Origin of the sequence: Streptomyces sp. ICC4 (assembly GCF_003287915.1) — a bacterium.
Taxonomy (GTDB): Bacteria; Actinomycetota; Actinomycetes; order Streptomycetales; family Streptomycetaceae; genus Streptomyces; species Streptomyces tritrimontium.
Genome location: NZ_CP030286.1, coordinates 1,916,200 through 1,934,314, shown reverse-complemented (window position 1 = coordinate 1,934,314; position 18,115 = coordinate 1,916,200). Strand labels below are relative to the sequence as shown.

Sequence of the window (18,115 nt, the reverse complement as noted above, 5' to 3'; positions counted from 1 at the left end):
CCCACATCGAGACCGAGAGAAGACTGAGCCGATATGGCTACCACTTCGCTTGACCTGGCCAAGGTGCGCAACATCGGCATCATGGCTCACATCGACGCGGGCAAGACGACCACCACCGAGCGCATCCTGTTCTACACCGGTGTGTCTTACAAGATCGGTGAAGTCCACGACGGCGCTGCCACGATGGACTGGATGGAGCAGGAGCAGGAGCGCGGCATCACGATCACGTCCGCCGCGACGACCTGCCACTGGCCGCTCGAGGACGTCGACCACACCATCAACATCATCGACACCCCGGGTCACGTTGACTTCACGGTCGAGGTGGAGCGTTCGCTCCGCGTCCTCGACGGTGCCGTCACCGTGTTCGACGGTGTCGCCGGTGTGGAGCCGCAGTCCGAGACCGTTTGGCGTCAGGCCGACCGCTACGGCGTGCCGCGCATCTGCTTCGTCAACAAGCTGGACCGCACCGGCGCCGAGTTCCACCGCTGTGTCGAGATGATCAAGGACCGCCTCGGTGCGGTTCCGATCGTCATGCAGCTCCCCATCGGTGCCGAGATGGACTTCCAGGGCGTTGTCGACCTGGTCACCATGAAGGCGTTCGTCTGGTCCGCCGAGGCGACCAAGGGCGAGATGTACGACATCGTCGACATCCCGGACACCCACAAGGAAGCCGCTGAAGAGTGGCACGCCAAGCTGGTCGAGACGGTCGCCGAGAACGACGACCAGATCATGGAGCTGTTCCTGGAGGGCGTCGAGCCCACCGTCGAGCAGCTGCACGCCGCTGTGCGTCGCATCATCATCGGCTCCAAGGGTGACAAGGGCGCCACGATCACCGCGGTGTTCTGTGGCACGGCGTTCAAGAACAAGGGCGTTCAGCCCCTGCTCGACGCCGTCGTCCGCTACCTCCCCTCGCCCCTGGACATCGAGGCCATCGAAGGCCACGACGTCAAGGACGCCGAGGTCGTCGTGAAGCGCAAGCCGTCTGACGAGGAGCCCCTCGCGGCGCTCGCGTTCAAGATCATGCGCGACCCGCACCTCGGCAAGCTCACCTTCGTCCGGGTTTACTCGGGCCGCCTGGAGGCCGGCACTGCGGTGCTGAACTCCGTCAAGGGCAAGAAGGAGCGCATCGGCAAGATCTACCGCATGCACGCGAACAAGCGTGAAGAGATCGAAGCGGTGGGCGCCGGTGACATCGTCGCCGTCATGGGCCTGAAGCAGACCACCACCGGTGAGACGCTGTGTGACGACAAGAACCCGGTCATCCTGGAGTCCATGGACTTCCCGGCTCCGGTCATTCAGGTCGCCATCGAGCCCAAGTCCAAGGGTGACCAGGAGAAGCTGGGTGTCGCCATCCAGTCTCTCGCGGAGGAGGACCCCTCCTTCCACGTTCACTCGGACGAAGAGACCGGCCAGACCATCCTCGGCGGTATGGGCGAGCTGCACCTCGAGGTGCTGGTCGACCGTATGAAGCGCGAGTTCAAGGTCGAGGCCAACGTCGGCAAGCCGCAGGTCGCTTACCGCGAGACGATCCGCCAGACGGTGGAGCGTCACGACTACACCCACAAGAAGCAGACCGGTGGTACCGGTCAGTTCGCCAAGGTGCAGATCGCGATCGAGCCGATCCTCGAGGCCGACGGTCCGGCGTACGAGTTCGTGAACAAGGTCACCGGTGGCCGCATCCCGAGGGAGTACATCCCCTCGGTCGACGCCGGTGCGCAGGAAGCCATGAAGTTCGGCATCCTCGCCGGCTACGAGATGACTGGCGTCCGCGTCATTCTTCTCGACGGTGGCTACCACGAGGTCGACTCCTCCGAGCTCGCGTTCAAGATCGCCGGTTCGCAGGCCTTCAAGGAGGCCGCGCGCAAGGCTTCTCCCGTGCTCCTCGAGCCGATGATGGCCGTCGAGGTCACCACGCCGGAGGAGTCCATGGGTGACGTCATCGGTGACATCAACTCCCGCCGTGGCCAGATCCAGGCCATGGAGGAGCGTCACGGTGCGCGCCTCGTGAAGGGCCTCGTGCCCCTCTCGGAGATGTTCGGCTACGTCGGAGACCTCCGCAGCAAGACCTCGGGTCGCGCCAGCTACTCGATGCAGTTCGACTCCTACGCCGAGGTTCCCCGGAACGTCGCTGAGGAGATCATCGCGAAGGCCAAGGGCGAGTAACTCTTCCGAGTACACGCTTTAGGCTTGTCACCGGAGCCTCTGGGGCAACAGGAGCAACCCTCCCGTTGCCCCGGGGAACCGGCTATCCAGCAAAGATCACCTGGCGCCGATCTGTAAGGCGTACAGAACCACTCTCCAGGAGGACCCCGTGGCGAAGGCGAAGTTCGAGCGGACTAAGCCGCACGTCAACATCGGCACCATCGGTCACATTGACCACGGTAAGACGACCCTCACGGCCGCCATTACCAAGGTGCTGCATGACGCGTACCCGGACCTGAACGAGGCCTCGGCCTTCGACCAGATCGACAAGGCTCCCGAAGAGCGCCAGCGCGGTATCACCATCTCCATCGCGCACGTCGAGTACCAGACCGAGGCGCGTCACTACGCCCACGTCGACTGCCCGGGTCACGCGGACTACATCAAGAACATGATCACCGGTGCCGCGCAGATGGACGGCGCGATCCTCGTGGTCGCCGCCACCGACGGCCCGATGCCGCAGACCAAGGAGCACGTGCTCCTGGCCCGCCAGGTCGGCGTTCCGTACATCGTCGTCGCCCTGAACAAGGCCGACATGGTGGACGACGAGGAGATCCTGGAGCTCGTCGAGCTCGAGGTTCGTGAGCTCCTCTCCGACTACGACTTCCCGGGCGACGACCTTCCGGTCGTCCGCGTCTCCGCGCTGAAGGCGCTCGAGGGCGACAAGGAGTGGGGCGAGAAGCTTCTCGGCCTCATGGCTGCCGTCGACGAGGCCATCCCGACCCCGCCGCGTGACACCGAGCTGCCGTTCCTCATGCCCGTCGAGGACGTCTTCACGATCACCGGTCGCGGTACCGTCGTCACCGGCCGTATCGAGCGTGGTGTCCTGAAGGTCAACGAGACCGTCGACATCATCGGTATCAAGGAGACCAAGACCACCACCACGGTCACCGGTATCGAGATGTTCCGCAAGCTGCTCGACGAGGGCCAGGCGGGCGAGAACGTCGGTCTGCTCCTCCGTGGCATCAAGCGCGAGGACGTCGAGCGCGGCCAGGTCATCATCAAGCCCGGTTCGGTCACGCCGCACACCGAGTTCGAGGCCCAGTCGTACATCCTGTCGAAGGACGAGGGTGGCCGTCACACCCCCTTCTTCAACAACTACCGTCCGCAGTTCTACTTCCGTACCACGGACGTCACGGGTGTCGTCACCCTGCCGGCCGGCACGGAGATGGTCATGCCGGGCGACAACACCGAGATGACGGTCACGCTGATTCAGCCGGTCGCCATGGAGGAAGGCCTCAAGTTCGCCATCCGTGAGGGTGGTCGTACCGTGGGCGCCGGCCAGGTCACCAAGATCACGAAGTAATTTCGTGTTCTGACCTGGCAGCCCGCTCCGGCGGGTGCCTGGTTTGGCAGGGGCCCCTTCCCCGTCGTTCACGCGACGGGGGAGGGGCCCTTCGTCGTACGCCGGCCGGGTGGCGCGGGGCGCGGGCACGCGAAGAGGGCCGCACCCCCCGTGGGTGCGGCCCTCTTCGCGTACGTCGTGCCGAACGCCTCTGCGGTCAGCCCACCCGCAGGGACTCCGTGAACTCCAGGCAGGCGGCGTGGTCGGGCAGCAGTCCCGTCGCGATGGCGTCGGCCAGCGAAGGCGCGGCCTCGTCGCGGGCGGACAGCAGCGGGACGTCCGCGGGCCAGTCGATGCCGAGGTCCGGGTCGAGCGGGTGCACCGAGTGCTCACCGGTCGGGTTGTACGTCTCCGAGCAGAGGTAGGACAGCGTGGCGTCGTCGCTCAGCGCGCAGAAGCCGTGCCCCATGCCCTCGGGGATGTAGACGGCGCGGCGGTCCACGTCGTCCAGCCGGACGCCCTCCCAGCGGCCGAAGGTCGGGGAGCCGACCCGCAGGTCCACGATGACGTCCAGGACGGCGCCCCGTACGCAGGTGACGTACTTGGCCTGGCCGCGCGGCACGTCGGCGAAGTGGATGCCGCGCACCACACCGCGCTGGGAGACCGACAGGTTGGCCTGCGCCAGGTTCAGCGGGTGCCCGACGACCTCGGCGAGGCGGTCGAAGCGGTACCACTCCATGAACATGCCGCGCGGGTCGCCGTGCTGCTGGGGGGTGATCTCGAAGACGCCCTCCATGGAGAGCTCGCGGAACTTCATCGCGCGGCCTCCTCTTCGAGCAGGGTGATCAGGTAGTCGCCGTAGCCGCTCTTGGTGAGGGGCTCGGCCAGCGCGCGCAGCTGCGCGGAGTCGATGAGGCCCGCCCGCCAGGCGGCTTCCTCGATGCAACCGATCTTGAAGCCCTGTCGCTCCTCGATCACGCGCACGAACTCCGAGGCCTGCACCATCGAGACGAAGGTGCCGGTGTCCAGCCAGGCGGTACCGCGGTCGAGGATGGTGACATTCAGCTCACCGGCCTGGAGGTACGCGTCGTTGACCGCGGTGATCTCCAGCTCGCCGCGGGCGCTGGGCTTCAGGCCGCGGGCGATCTCGACGACCCGGTTGTCGTAGAAGTAGAGGCCCGGCACGGCGTAGCGGGACTTGGGCTTGACCGGCTTCTCCTCGATGGAGATGGCCTGGCCGTTCGCGTCGAACTCGACCACGCCGTACGCCGTCGGGTCCGCCACCGGGTACGCGAAGACCCGGCCGCCCTTGGAATCGGTGTGCTCCGCCAGACGCGTGCCGAGGCCGCTGCCGTGGAAGATGTTGTCGCCGAGGATCAGGGCGACGGAGTCGTCACCGATGAAGTCGGCGCCGAGCACGAAGGCCTGGGCGATGCCCTCGGGGCGCTCCTGGACGGCGTACTCCAGCCGGATGCCGAACTGCGAGCCGTCGCCGAGCAGGCGCTCGAACTGGTCGCGGTCGTCCGGGGTGGTGATGACGAGGATCTCGCTGATCCCGGCCATGACCAGCGTCGAGAGCGGGTAGTAGATCATCGGCTTGTCGAAGACGGGCAGCAGCTGCTTCGACACTGCCCGCGTCAGCGGCCAGAGTCGTGATCCGGTGCCGCCGGCCAAGAGAATTCCACGCATGGGCCCAACCCTATGCGAGAGCGCCGGAGGTACCAGTTCCGGGCCGGTAACGGTGTGGGCGGGCGGCCGTGGCCGTGTGGGCGGACGGCTAGACTGTTTGTATTATGCGCATCCTTGTGACCGGCGGCGCCGGCTTCATCGGTTCAGAATTCGTCCGCCAGCAGCTCGGTTCGGACCCCTCGGCCCAGATCACCGTCTTCGACAAGCTGACGTATTCCGGCGTCGAAGCCAACCTCGCCCCGGTCGCGGACCACCCCGGCTACTCCTTCGTCAAGGGCGACATCTGCGACGCGCAGGCCGTCGACCAGGTGATGCCCGGCCACGACGTCGTCGTGCACTTCGCGGCCGAGTCCCACGTGGACCGCTCGATCGCCGGCGCGGGCCCCTTCGTGATGACCAACGTCGTGGGCACCCAGGTCCTCCTGGACGCCGCCCGCAAGCACGGCGTCGGCCGCTTCGTCCACATCTCCACCGACGAGGTGTACGGCTCCATCAGCGAGGGCTCCTGGACCGAGGAGTGGCCGCTGGTGCCCAACTCCCCGTACTCCGCCTCCAAGGCCTCCTCCGACCTGCTCGCGCTGGCCTACGCCCGCACGCACGGCATGGACGTCGTCGTCACGCGCTGCTCCAACAACTACGGGCACTACCAGTTCCCGGAGAAGGTCATCCCGCTGTTCGTCTCGAACCTGATGGACGGCAAGAAGGTCCCGCTGTACGGCAACGGCGGCAACGTGCGCGACTGGCTGCACGTCTCCGACCACTGCCGCGGCATCGACCTGGCGATGCGCAAGGGCCGCGGCGGCGAGGTCTACAACATCGGCGGCGGCGTCGAGCTCACCAACAAGGAGCTCACCGGCGTCCTGCTGGAGGCCGCCGGCCTCGGCTGGGACATGGTCGAGCGCGTCGAGGACCGCAAGGGCCACGACCTGCGCTACTCGATCGACATCAGCAAGATCGGCTCCGAGCTCGGCTACGCCCCGCAGGTCACCTTCGAGGAAGGCATCGCGTCGACCATCGCCTGGTACCGCGAGAACCGCGCCTGGTGGGAGCCCCTGAAGGCCAAGGCAGCGCTGCAGAAGTGAGCGCCGCACAGGGAGCCGACCGCCCCGCGGGCGCGCGCTGGATCGTCACCGGCGCCGCCGGCATGCTCGGCCAGGACGTCCTGGCCGTCCTCAAGGACGCCGGCATCGAGGCCGTCGGCCTCGGCCGCGCCGACCTCGACATCACCGACCCGGCTTCGGTCCGGGCCGCGGTCGAGGGCTGCGCCGTCGTCGTGAACTGCGCCGCCTGGACCGATGTGGACGGTGCCGAGAGCGCCGAAGAGGCCGCCACCACCGTCAACGGCACCGGCGTACGCGTCCTGGCCGGGGCCTGCGCCGCGGCCGGCGCCCGCCTGCTGCACGTCTCCACGGACTACGTGCTGCCCGGCGACGCCTCGCAGCCGTACGCCGAGGACGCCGCGACCGGCCCGGTCAACGCGTACGGCCGCTCCAAGCTGGCCGGCGAGCTGGCCGTGGCCGAACTGCTGCCGCAGGACGGCTACGTGGTCCGCACCGCCTGGCTGTACGGCGAGCACGGCCCGAACTTCGTCGCCACCATGCTCAAGCTGGCCGCCCAGCGGGACACCCTGGACGTCGTCGACGACCAGCACGGCCAGCCCACCTGGTCCTACGCGCTGGCCCGCCGGCTGGTCGAGCTGGGGCAGGCGGCGCTGGACGGCCGCGCCCCCGGCGGGGTCTACCACGGCACCGCGAGCGGCCGGACCACCTGGTTCGGGCTCGCCCGCGAGACCTACCGGCTGAGCGGCCTGGACCCCGAGCGGATCCGGCCGACCGACTCCACCGCGTTCGTGCGCCCCGCGGTCCGCCCGGCGTTCAGCGTGCTCGCGCACGAGCGCTGGGCCGGGGCCGGGCTGGCCCCGCTCGCCGACTGGCGCGAGCAGCTGGCCGAAGCGCTGACCCGCCCCGCCTTCGCCGCGCCCGAGGGCGCGGACCGCAACGGCAGCGCGGGATACGGCAGCACGGGATGAAAAGCCTGCTGGGCAAGATCACCGCGGCGCTGCCGCCGGGCACCGTCGCGGTGGCCGGCGGCACCGTCGTGCTCGGCGCGGCCTCGTACGTCCACCTGGGTGTGGCCGGGCACAGCCTGTCCACGGAGGCCATGGCCAACGTCTCGGTCCTGTGGACGATCGTGATGGCGATCGGGCTCGGCATCTTCTTCCCCGTCGAGCAGGAGCTCACCCGGATCGTCGCCGCCCGCGCGGTCGACGGCCACGGCGCGGCCCCCGTCCTGCGGCGGGCCACCCTGCTCACCGCGGGGATGCTCGGCGCGACCCTGCTCGTCCTCGCCGCGGCCGCGGGCCCCATCGCGGACCTGCTGTTCCACGGCGACCGCGGCCTGGTGGCCGCCCTCGGCGGAGCCTTCGCGGGCATGGCCGTCTGCTACCTCACCCGCGGCGTCCTGGCCGGCCTCGGCCGGTTCGGCGCGTACGGCACCCAGCTCGCCATCGACGGCGGGCTGCGGATCGTCCTCGCCTTCGGCTGCGCGCTCTTCGGACTGAACACCGCGCTCGCCTTCAGCCTCGTACTGGCCGTCGCACCCCTCGTGGCGGCCGTGGTGACGCTGCCCGCGCTGTTGCGCGCGGCGGAGCCCGGCGAGGAGATCGGCTGGCGGGAGCTGTCCGCCGGGCTGGGCCTGCTGATCTGCTCGACCCTGCTCTCCCAGGTCGTGGTCAACGCCGCGGTGATGAGCACCAAGCTGCTCGCGCCCACCGACAGCGTGCTGATCGCGGCCCTGCTCAACGCGCTGGTCCTGGCCCGGGTGCCGCTGTTCGTCTTCGGCTCGCTCCAGGCCTCGCTGCTGAGCGGGCTCAGCGCCGCCTACCAGGCGGGCGACCGGGCCGCCTTCGGCGCGATGCTGCGCCGGATCGGCGTCGTCGTGGGCGCGCTCGGCGTGCTCGGCGGCGTCCCCGCGACCGTGCTCGGCCCCTGGCTGATCGGCGTCCTCTTCGGCGCCAAGCCGGCCCTGGGCTGCTTCGACTTCTTCCTGTTGTCCGCGGGCACCGTGGCGTACATGTTCGCGATGGTGCTCGGCCAGGCGCTGATGGTATTCAAGCGGCACAACCTGCAGTTGCTCTGCTGGGCCGTCGGCACCGCCGTGCTCGTCGGCGTCACCTTCGCCCCGGGTGACGTTGCTCTCCGTGTGATCCTGGCCTACGCACTGGGCTCCCTGGCCACCGTGCTCGCTATGCTGACGGCGCTGCGGCTGGGGTTCCCGGGCGCCGCTCCGGGTGCGGCCGCCGAAGCCGGCGACGCCGTCGAAGCCGTCGATGAGGCGGGCCAGACTGACGCCGCGAGCCCCCAGGGCGCCGCCGCGGGCGGGAAGTGACCATGGCCGCCTCCGAAGTACCACCGATCCCCGTGCACTCAGATGTGCCACGTTCCGCTGGAGTTACCGTGTCCCAATACGACGATGTCTGGCTGGTCATCCCGGCCTATAACGAGGGCCAGGTGATCGCCGATGTCGTCGAGGGAGCACGCAAGACCTTTCCGAACATAGTCGTCGTCGACGACGGCAGCTCGGACGACTCCGCCCGGCACATCACCACCACCGGCGCCCACCTGGTGCAGCACCCGGTCAACCTCGGCCAGGGCGCGGCCCTCCAGACCGGTCTGAAGTACGCGCTCTCGCAGCCGGGCGCCCGCTACTTCGCGACCTTCGACGCGGACGGCCAGCACCAGACCGCCGACGTGGAGAAGATGGTCGCCGTCCTGCGCGGCGGCGAGGCCGACGTGGTGCTCGGCTCCCGCTTCATCGAGCAGAACGGCCAGGTGCCGTGGATCAAGCGGGTCGTGCTGCGCACGGCCGCGGCCGTCAGCCCGACCGCGCGCAAGCTCAACCTCACCGACGCGCACAACGGTCTGCGCGTCCTCGGCCGCGAGGCGGCCGAGCAGCTGCAGATCACGCACAACGGCATGGCCCACGCCTCCGAGATCGTCGGCTACCTGGCCGGCTCGGGGCTGCGTGTCGTCGAGGTCCCGGTGGACATCCTCTACACCGACTACTCGCGCGCCAAGGGTCAGTCCCTGATCAACGGCGTCAACATCCTCTTCGACATCACCCTGCGGGAGCGTGGCCGCCGATGAAGTACTTCTGGATCCAGCTGGTCCTCATCCTGGGCTCCGCCTCGATGGCCCTGATGTTCATACGCAACTGGGACCAGGCGAAGACCCGCGCCTGGAAGCGCATCGCGTTCTCGGTCTTCGTCCTCGTCAACGTCTACGCCGTGCTCCGGCCGACCGACGTCACCTGGCTCGCCCACCAGCTCGGCGTGGGCCGCGGCACCGACCTGGTGCTGTACGTGATGGTCCTGGCCATGGGCTTCCTGACCCTCAACACCTTCCTGCGCTTCCGCTCGCTGGAGAAGAAGATCACCGACCTGGCCCGGACGGTGGCCCTCAGCGAGGGTGCGCGCCACAACGACCAGCGCCTCGGCCCGGACGCCGCCCGCTCCGCCGCCCCGGCCGCTCCCGCGGCCCCCGCGGCACAGGACGAGTCGGACGAGCAGGCCGACCCGGCCCGCTCCGAGGCCGCCGCCGACTCCGTCAAGGCCTGAGGAATCGCCGTGGTGACCTTCGACTTCATGCTCCCCTACTACGGGGACGTCCAGCTGATGCAGGACGCCGTCAACAGCGTCCTGGCGCAGACGGATCCGGACTTCCGGCTCGTCGTCATCGACGACGGCAAGGAGCCGGACGTCCCGGGCTGGTTCGCGGAGCTCGGCGACGAGCGGGTCCAGTACACCCGCAACGAGCAGAACCTCGGCATCAACGAGAACTTCAAGAAGTGCGTGCGCCTCTCCGAGGCCGACTACGTCGTGATCATGGGCTGCGACGACCTGCTCCACCCGCACTACCTGAAGACCGTACGGGGCCTCGCCGAGGCCCACCCGGGCATCGGCATGGTCCAGCCCGGAGTCGAGGTCATCGACGGCGACGGCAAGGCCGCCGAAGGCCTCGCGGACAGCGTCAAGCGCAAGCTCTACGCCCCGCAGGTCGACGGCAGCCGCACCATGGCCGGCGAGGAGCTGGCCGCCAGCGTGCTGCGCGGCAACTGGCTGTACTTCCCGTCCATCGCGTGGCGGGGCGAGGCCCTGCGCACGGTGGGCTTCCAGTCCGAGTACTCGGTGATCCAGGACCTCGCGCTCGTGGTCGACCTGCTCGAACACGGCGAGGAGATGGTGATCGACAACTCGGCCGCCGTCTTCCGCTACCGCCGGCACGCCGTCAGCGAGTCCTCGGTCCAGGCCTTCACCGGAACCCGCTTCACCGAGGCCGCGCGCTACTTCGACGCGGTGGCCGACCGGATGGACGCCCGCGGCTGGCCCAAGGCCGCCCGCGCCGCCCGTTTCCACAGCGGATCCCGCCTGCACGCGATCACGATGATGCCCGGCGCCCTGCGCCGCGGCCAGCGCGCGGGCGTCCGCAACCTGGCCAAGCACGCCTTCACCTCGGGCGTCTGACGGGGGCGCGGCCCTTGTACGGTGGCCGCGATGGGGGACGGGAAAGCGGGTGGCGCGCGGGCGCCGAGGCCGTCGCGGCCTGTGCCCCGCCCCTCCCGACCCGGGAAACGTCGGCCCGACCCAGAGTCGGGCCCTACCCGCGGCCATGTCCCGCGGAGGAGTGTGGACTGAGATGACAGACCTGGCCCCCAGGGCGTCCGGAGGCTCCGCCGCCGCGTCCGGCCGGACCCGGGCCGCGGACGCCGAGCCGCTCACGGCCACGTCAGCGGGCCGGCGACCGTGGACCTCCCGGATCTGGGTGCTCCCGGTCGCCGAGGCCGTGGTCAGCGTCGTGGCGGCACTCGGCTACACGCTGCTGTGCACGCGCATCGGCGTCAACCCGATGAACCGCCTCGGCCAGGTCAGCGGCCTCGCCAGGATGCAGCTGTTCGCGGCCGTGCTCGGCCTGCCGCTGCTCGGAGTCCTCCTCTACACCGCCTACCGGGGGCGGCCGAGCCGCCACCAGCTGGTCAAGCGCCTCGTCTGCGCGGCCCTGGCCGGCCTCGCCACCGGCGTGGTCGCGGGCGGCGTGGTCGTGGCCCTGCGCGGGACGCCCTGGCCGCTCGGCGGCCAGGAGGGCGACCCGAGCGTCCTGGTGGAGATGGCCAACTCCTTCCGGGCCGGCGAGGGCATGTCGGGCATCTACCCGCCCGGCTTCCCGGCCCTGATGGCCGTGTGGTCCAAGGTCCGCTACGGCGACACCATCGGCGGCACCGGCTTCGCCCTGAAGGACATGCAGATCTTCTTCAGCGCCCTGGTCGGCCCGATGGCCTACCTGGCCTGGCGCCTGCTGCTGCGCCCCTTCTGGGCGCTGCTGATCGCGGTGCCGGCCGCCGTGCTCTTCCTGGACCCGATCCGCCCGTACAGCCACGTCGTCATGATCGTGCTGCTGCCGCTGCTCGGCTACTGCCTGCTGGAACTGCGCCGGGCGGGCACCCGCTCGATGAAGTCCCTGATGCTCCGCGGCGCGGGCATGGGCCTGATCTTCGCCGTGCTCTTCCTCTGGTACTCCGGCTGGTACGTGTGGGCCGCGCCGGGCGTGGGCCTGCTCGCGCTCTTCCTCTTCCCGTGGCGGGCCGGCGCCCCCGTCGTCAAGCGGGCCGCCGTGTACGTCGGATCCGTGCTGCTCACGGCCGGCTTCTTCGGAGCCCCGCTGCTCTACCAGATGCTCCGCCTCGGCGCGCAGACCCCGGACCGCTACGCCTACCTCGCGGTGTACGTGGACCCGGCCTACATCATGGGCTTCGCCTCGGACCGCGCGGCCGGCAAGACGTACATGGACTGGCCGGCCTCCGGCGAGATGGCGGGCCAGAGCGGATTCGCGCTGCTCCTGCTGTTCGGCGTGGGCCTCGGCGTCGGCCTGGGCCTGCGCAACGTCATGGTCCGCACCGCGGCGGCCACGCTCGCGGGCGCCTGGCTGGCCCGCTTCTTCTTCGCCTCGCAGATGGCCCAGGAGAAGGCGGTCCAGCTCTACCCGCGGACCACGTGGATCATCCTGTACTGCCTGATGATCCTGTGCGTCATGGGCATGATGGCCGTGGTCCAGCGGGGCTCCGGCTGGGCCGAGCGCACCCTGCGCCCGGCCGGCGGCGACCCGGCGAAGCGGGTCGTCCCGCCCCGGGTGGTGCGGCAGCTGTCGGCCGGACTGCTGTGCGCGCTCGCGCTGTTCGCCACCATGGGCGCCTCCTGGTCGGTCAACCGGTACATGCCGGCGCCCCAATCCACCGACTCCATGGGCCTCGACGCCTGGCGCGCGCACGCCGTGAAGAAGCCGGACGGCACGTGCCCGCGCTTCTCGCCGGTCAAGGAGTGCTCCGACATCAAGGTCAAGCGCTGGAAGCAGTACGAGGACGACCACATGCTCTGGTGCGCGAACGTCGTGGCCAAGGACTGGCCCGCCATCTGCGGCCGCCGGGCGCCGTTCAAGGACAAGTCGGTCGAGTAGCCGCGTACCGGCCGGTACCCGGACGTACGGCCCGCAACGGCGGGGGTCCACCCGGACATTGAATCCGGGGGACCCCCGCCGTTCTCCTTTCGATATCCGGTGAGTAACATCCGGCGGATCAGATGTTGTAGGACAGGCGTTCGTTACAGGGGCGGGGAAACAACTTGAGACTGGGTCGTGTGCGCGGCACCGCGCTGGCCACCGCGCTCGGCGTGGCTGCGGTACTGGGTTTCCAGGGGGTGGCGGGAGGACCCGGATGGGTCTCCTCCGAAGGCAAGGGCGGGGGCGAGGGCAAGGCGGCCGCGAAGGCGTACAGCGCCGGAGCCAAGCAGACCGGTCCCGTGGACGGGGACGTGCGCAAGCTCGCCCTGCAGTCCAAGGGCAGCGGTGAGGCCGTCCTCGCCAAGCAGGGCACCGAGCTCTTCGGCCTCCTGGGCGTGTCCTGGACGGACCCCGCCGCCGAGGTGAAGGGCACCATCGAGGCCCGCAGCCGCAACGCGGAGACCGGGAAGTGGTCCAACTGGATCACCCTCGACCCGGTGCAGGCGGGACTCGACGGCAAGCGCCCTTCCGCGCACGGCGCGACCGAGCCCGTCTGGGTCGGCCCGTCGAACGGCGCTGAGGTGCGCGCGAGCGGCGGCGGCCTCCCCGCGGGCCTGGAGCTGAACCTCGTGGACCCGGGCGCCACCGGCTCCGGGAAGAACGGCGAGTTGAACGCCGAACCGGCGGCCTTCGCCGTCGAAGCGGCGGACCCCGGCCCCGTCTCCACGGCGCCGCAGCCGACGGTCGTCTCCCGGGCCGACTGGCAGGCCGACGAGAGCGTCAACAACGAGTCCCCGGAGTACATGCCGGGCGGCAAGGTCAAGGCCGTCTTCGTCCACCACACGGCGGACGCCGCGGCCTACGACTGCTCGCAGTCCGCGGCCATCGTCCGGGGCATCCACCTGTACCACGTGAAGACCAACGGGTGGAAGGACCTCGGCTACAACTTCCTGGTCGACAAGTGCGGCACGGTCTTCGAGGGCCGCAAGGGCGGCATCGACCAGCCGGTCATCGGCGCGCACACCTACGGCTGGAACACCGAGTCCGAGGGTGTCGCCGTACTCGGCAACTACACGGGCGCCGGGGCCACTGACGCCGCGCGCGACGCGGTCTCCCAGGTCGCGGCCTACAAGCTCGGCCAGTACGACGTGGACATGAACGCCACGACCACGATGACGGCGGGCGCGGACCAGAAGAGCGGTACCGGCGCCACGTTCGTCAAGGGCCAGTCGTACACGTTCAAGACCGTCTCCGGTCACCGCGACGGCTTCAACACCGAGTGCCCGGGCGGCTCGCTCTACGCGCAGCTGGACTCGATCCGCACCTCGGGCCCCGCCGCACGGCTGAAGATAGCCGCGGTCAACGGCACCGCGGCCGTGCCGAACGCCAGTTACAAGTCCAACGGGCCCCTGACCCTCGACTGGACCACCAGCACGGCGAGCGACCGGCTGGCCAAGTTCGACCTGCTCGTGGACGGCGCGTCCGCGTCGACCGCGGACGGTTCGGCCCGCAGCGCGACCGCGGTCCTGGCCTCCGGCACCCACAAGGTCGAGGTCCGGGCGACCGCGCAGAACGGCAAGGTCTCCACGAGCCTCCCGGTCACCGTCGTCGCGGAGGTCTCGGCGCCCAAGGAGGCCAAGTTCGTCCCGGTCACCCCGAAGCGCCTGATGGACACGCGTGCGGGTCTGGGCGTGAAGCAGGAGAAGGTCGGGCCCCAGGGCGTGGTGACCCTCGCGGTCGCCGGCACCAACGGCATCCCGGCCACGGGCGTCACCTCGGTCGTGCTGAACGTGACCGCGACCAACCCGACGGCCCCGAGCTACGTGTCGGTGTACCCGAGCGGTACCGCGCGCTCCAGCGCCTCGAACCTCAACGTCACCCCCGGCCTGACCATCCCGAACCTGGTGGTCGTTCCCGTGGTCGACGGCAAGGTCAACTTCTTCAACAACGACGGCTCCATCGACCTGATCGCCGACATCACGGGCTACTTCACCTCGGCCGGTGAGGGCTCCACGCACCTCAACATCGGCCCGAAGCGGCTGATGGACACGCGTGCGGGTCTGGGTGTGAAGCAGGAGAAGGTCGGGCCTCAGGGTGTGGTGACCCTGCCGGTCGCGGGCACCAACGGCATCCCGGCCGAGGGCGTCACCGCGGTGGTGCTGAACGTGACCGCCACGAACCCGACGGCCGCGAGCTACGTGTCGGTGTTCCCGAGCGGTACGACCCGCTCGAGCGCCTCGAACCTGAACTTCACCCCGGGCAAGACCATCCCGAACCTGGTGGTCGTCCCGGTGGTCGACGGCAAGGTCAGCTTCTACAACAACGACGGCACGGTGGACCTGATCGCCGACATCACCGGCTACTTCACCTCGGCCGGTACGGGTTCCACGCACCTCAACATCGGCCCGAAGCGGCTGATGGACACGCGTGCGGGTCTGGGCGTGAAGCAGGAGAAGGTCGGCGCCCAGGGCGTGGTGACCCTCTCCGTCGCCGGTACCAACGGCATCCCGGCCACGGGCGTCACCGCGGTGGTGCTGAACGTGACCGCCACGAACCCGACGGCCGCGAGCTACGTGTCGGTGTTCCCGAGCGGTACGACCCGCTCGAGCGCCTCGAACCTGAACTTCACGCCGGGCCAGACGATCCCGAACCTGGTGGTCGTCCCGGTCGTGGACGGGAAGGTCAGTTTCTTCAACAACGACGGCAGCGTCGATCTGATCGCTGACATCACGGGCTACTTCACCAAGTAGCACCGAGTTCCATCGGCGGGGGTCTCCTGGACACGGTCCGGGGGACCCCCGCCGCGACATCCAGGGTGGGTACATGGCAAGGAACGACGAGGGCGGACCGTCCGTCTCCGACGACGACTGGGCACGCTTCCAGGAGCAGGCCGGGGCCGGCACCGGCGAGGCGCCGGAGGAGCCGTCCGCGCGGGCCCGCATGGTGACCGCGCGGCTGCGCGCGGAGGAAGCCGCCCGGGGCGGCTCCGGGCAGCCGCCCGGCTGGCGGACCGGTCCCGCCTGGCAGGAAGGGCGGGGGAGGGGCAGGCGGCGCCTCAAGGCGGCGCTGGCCATCGCGTTCGTCGCCGCACTCGCGCTGGTCGCCATCCGGCCGGAGCTGGTCATCGACAAGGTCACCGGCAAGGCCGGGCGGGACGCCGCGGCCCGCGACCCGCTGCCCGCCGAGACCGCGCGGCCGAGCACCCCGCCCACGCCGGTGGACCCGGACCAGCCCACGCTCGCGGACCCCTTCCGTGGCTCCCCGGCCCTGCAGTGGGCCGACGGGGCGGCCGGCATCGAGGTGCCGGAGGCCCAGGCGGTCGGCGGCATGAGCAAGGAGAAGGTCGCCGACGCGCTGGAGAAGGCCAAGCAGTTCCTGGTCACGGCCAACCTGGACCCGGCGACCCTGCGCGGGGAGCGCCCCGCGGCCGCCCTGGACCTCGTCGACCCCAAGCTCAAGAAGCAGCTGGGCGACCTGGAGCAGTCGCTGGTGGCCCCGACCAAGGACAACGACCCGCTGTGGGTCTTCACCCGGACCGATCCGGCCGAGCTGAAGCCCGCGGGCGACGTGGTCAAGGTCCGCGGCCGGATGTGGGTGGAGCCCGACCCGGAGCCCGGCCGGGCCAAGGTGCTGGTCGACTACACCTTCGTGTACCCGTTCGTGAAGGCGAAGCCGGGCGCGCACCAGGTCGAGCGCTCCATCGTGCGGCGCGAGATCACCTTCGCCATCGCGGACCCGCGCAAGTGGGAGGCGACCGCCGGCAAGCTCTGGCTCGAGAGCTTCGACGTGGACCTGTCCAACAGTGCGTGTGACGTCTACGACGGATTCCTGCACCCCGTCTTCGACGAGGACGCGCCGACCGGCCCCACGCCCTCCGGCACCCCGATGGACCCGTACGACCGCAGCCAGGCCATGGAAACCGACAAGCGGGAGGGTTGCGGCACCGTGTCGCGCTCCTGAGCGGGCGCCGGACGGGGGACCGGGATCCCCGCCGCGTGGTGCAGTTTGACCACTCAGCGTGGCGGGGTATTCTCTTCCGCCCGATTGGCGCAGTACGTGTCTCGTATGGCAGACTACTCAAGTTGCTCGGCTGAGTGCCGATGCTGCGCGCCTCCCGCCGGGAGGACCGGAAGCGAGTCCCACAGTACTCGTCGCCCTATCTGCCCTCCGGGGCAGCAATGGGGCGGACGTACGGGAATCTTCTGGGAAGCGTCAGCACGGTGCCTACCAGGCATTCGGTGGGTGTTTTCCCCCGAACCGCGGTCTTGGGACCGCACCCCCTTGGACGAGGGAATTTCCGTATGGGAATTTTCTGTAGAGGGAGTGCGACACGCCCGACCGCGTGGGTCGGAGGAAAGCGGCGGAGCGATCCGCAGCCGCCCGAAATGCCAGAGCGTTTCCACAACAGACAGGACTACGGAGTAGCCATGGCGGGACAGAAGATCCGCATCCGGCTCAAGGCCTACGACCACGAGGTCATCGATTCGTCGGCGAAGAAGATCGTCGAGACGGTGACGCGCACTGGTGCGTCGGTCGCGGGCCCGGTGCCGCTGCCCACTGAGAAGAACGTGTACTGCGTCATCAAGTCGCCGCACAAGTACAAGGACTCGCGCGAGCACTTCGAGATGCGCACTCACAAGCGCCTGATCGACATCCTCGACCCGACTCCCAAGACCGTTGACTCGCTGATGCGCCTGGACCTTCCGGCCGGCGTTGACATCGAGATCAAGCTCTGAGAGGCGTCGAGAAGATGGCAAAGCAGATCAAGGGCGTCCTGGGCGAGAAGCTCGGCATGACCCAGGTCTGGGACGAGAACAACCGTGTCGTCCCGGTGACCGTCGTCAAGGCCGGGCCCTGCGTCGTTACCCAGGTCCGCAAGAACGAAATCGATGGCTACGAGTCGGTCCAGATCGCCTTCGGCGAGATTGACCCGCGCAAGGTGAACAAGCCCCTCAAGGGTCACTTCGCCAAGGCTGACGTAACCCCGCGCCGCCACCTGGTGGAGCTCCGTACCTCCGACGCCAGCGAGTACACGCTCGGCCAGGAGATCACGGCTGCCGTGTTCGAGTCCGGCGTCAAGGTTGACGTCACGGGCAACAGCAAGGGCAAGGGCTTCGCCGGTGTCATGAAGCGTCACAACTTCAAGGGCCTCGGCGCCGGTCACGGCGTGCAGCGCAAGCACCGCTCCCCCGGTTCGATCGGTGGCTGCGCCACCCCTGGGCGTGTCTTCAAGGGCATGCGCATGGCCGGTCGTATGGGCAACGAGCGCGTCACCACCCAGAACCTGACCATCCACGCGGTTGACGCGGAGAAGGGTCTGCTCCTCATCAAGGGTGCGGTCCCCGGTCCGAACGGCGGCCTCGTCCTGGTCCGTACCGCGGCCAAGGGGGCTTGA

15 protein-coding genes are annotated in these 18,115 nt (G+C 69.5%); 13 read left to right on the top strand and 2 right to left on the bottom strand.

The features are described from left to right. Nucleotides 1-33 precede the first annotated feature (33 nt). Together fusA and tuf are read left to right on the top strand one after the other, a co-directional pair. Nucleotides 34-2,163, top strand: a complete 2,130-nt coding sequence (fusA, locus tag DRB89_RS08875; RefSeq protein ID WP_112447761.1) for an elongation factor G — start codon at nt 34-36, stop codon at nt 2,161-2,163. 148 nt (nt 2,164-2,311) lie between these two features. Then, entirely contained in the window at nt 2,312-3,505 is a 1,194-nt protein-coding gene (gene tuf / locus DRB89_RS08870) for an elongation factor Tu (protein ID WP_112447760.1), read from the top strand. A 196-nt stretch (nt 3,506-3,701) separates the two neighbouring features. Here tuf and rfbC read toward each other — a convergent pair whose 3' ends face one another. After that, entirely contained in the window at nt 3,702-4,301 is a 600-nt protein-coding gene (rfbC, locus tag DRB89_RS08865; protein ID WP_112447759.1) for a dTDP-4-dehydrorhamnose 3,5-epimerase, read from the bottom strand. Continuing rightward, nucleotides 4,298-5,173 carry a glucose-1-phosphate thymidylyltransferase RfbA gene (gene rfbA / locus DRB89_RS08860; protein WP_112447758.1) on the bottom strand — a complete coding sequence of 292 codons (876 nt, stop codon included), beginning with the start codon at nt 5,171-5,173 and terminating at the stop codon, nt 4,298-4,300. Before rfbA ends, rfbC begins: the two co-directional genes overlap by 4 nt. Before the next feature lie 104 nt (nt 5,174-5,277). Here rfbA and rfbB point away from each other — a divergent pair, with 104 nt between their 5' ends. The 11 genes from rfbB (at nt 5,278) to rplC (ending at nt 18,115) form a co-directional block, all read left to right on the top strand. Next, a complete protein-coding gene (gene rfbB, locus DRB89_RS08855; RefSeq protein ID WP_112447757.1) occupies nt 5,278-6,255 on the top strand; it encodes a dTDP-glucose 4,6-dehydratase in 978 nt (325 codons plus the stop codon). Continuing rightward, nucleotides 6,252-7,202, top strand: coding sequence for a dTDP-4-dehydrorhamnose reductase (gene rfbD, locus DRB89_RS08850; RefSeq protein ID WP_275431886.1), 951 nt, complete (start codon nt 6,252-6,254; stop codon nt 7,200-7,202). Before rfbB ends, rfbD begins: the two co-directional genes overlap by 4 nt. After that, complete coding sequence (locus DRB89_RS08845; RefSeq protein WP_204357675.1) at nt 7,199-8,560, top strand: hypothetical protein; 1,362 nt, start codon at nt 7,199-7,201, stop codon at nt 8,558-8,560. The genes rfbD and DRB89_RS08845 overlap by 4 nt, the downstream gene beginning before the upstream one ends. A gap of 68 nt (nt 8,561-8,628) precedes the next feature. Then, nucleotides 8,629-9,318: a glycosyltransferase family 2 protein gene (locus DRB89_RS08840; RefSeq protein ID WP_204357674.1), complete on the top strand. Its 690-nt coding sequence runs from the start codon at nt 8,629-8,631 to the stop codon at nt 9,316-9,318. Continuing rightward, the gene (locus DRB89_RS08835; protein ID WP_112447755.1) at nt 9,315-9,788 is read left to right on the top strand and encodes a DUF2304 domain-containing protein; all 474 of its coding nucleotides are present in this window, start codon (nt 9,315-9,317) and stop codon (nt 9,786-9,788) included. The genes DRB89_RS08840 and DRB89_RS08835 overlap by 4 nt, the downstream gene beginning before the upstream one ends. A 9-nt stretch (nt 9,789-9,797) precedes the next feature. Continuing rightward, entirely contained in the window at nt 9,798-10,694 is an 897-nt protein-coding gene (locus tag DRB89_RS08830; RefSeq protein WP_112447754.1) for a glycosyltransferase family 2 protein, read from the top strand. A gap of 172 nt (nt 10,695-10,866) precedes the next feature. Further along, nucleotides 10,867-12,678 (top strand): hypothetical protein, encoded by a 1,812-nt coding sequence (locus DRB89_RS08825; protein ID WP_112447753.1) that lies wholly within the window; start codon nt 10,867-10,869, stop codon nt 12,676-12,678. 164 nt (nt 12,679-12,842) lie between these two features. Then, on the top strand, nt 12,843-15,470 hold the full coding sequence (locus DRB89_RS08820; RefSeq protein WP_162688507.1) for a peptidoglycan recognition protein: 2,628 nt from the start codon (nt 12,843-12,845) through the stop codon (nt 15,468-15,470). 73 nt (nt 15,471-15,543) lie between these two features. Continuing rightward, the gene (locus DRB89_RS08815) at nt 15,544-16,680 is read left to right on the top strand and encodes a hypothetical protein (protein ID WP_112447751.1); all 1,137 of its coding nucleotides are present in this window, start codon (nt 15,544-15,546) and stop codon (nt 16,678-16,680) included. Nucleotides 16,681-17,147: 467 nt separating this feature from the next. Further along, nucleotides 17,148-17,456 carry a 30S ribosomal protein S10 gene (rpsJ, locus tag DRB89_RS08810; protein WP_003948644.1) on the top strand — a complete coding sequence of 103 codons (309 nt, stop codon included), beginning with the start codon at nt 17,148-17,150 and terminating at the stop codon, nt 17,454-17,456. 14 nt (nt 17,457-17,470) lie between these two features. Continuing rightward, nucleotides 17,471-18,115 carry a 50S ribosomal protein L3 gene (gene rplC / locus DRB89_RS08805; RefSeq protein WP_112447750.1) on the top strand — a complete coding sequence of 215 codons (645 nt, stop codon included), beginning with the start codon at nt 17,471-17,473 and terminating at the stop codon, nt 18,113-18,115.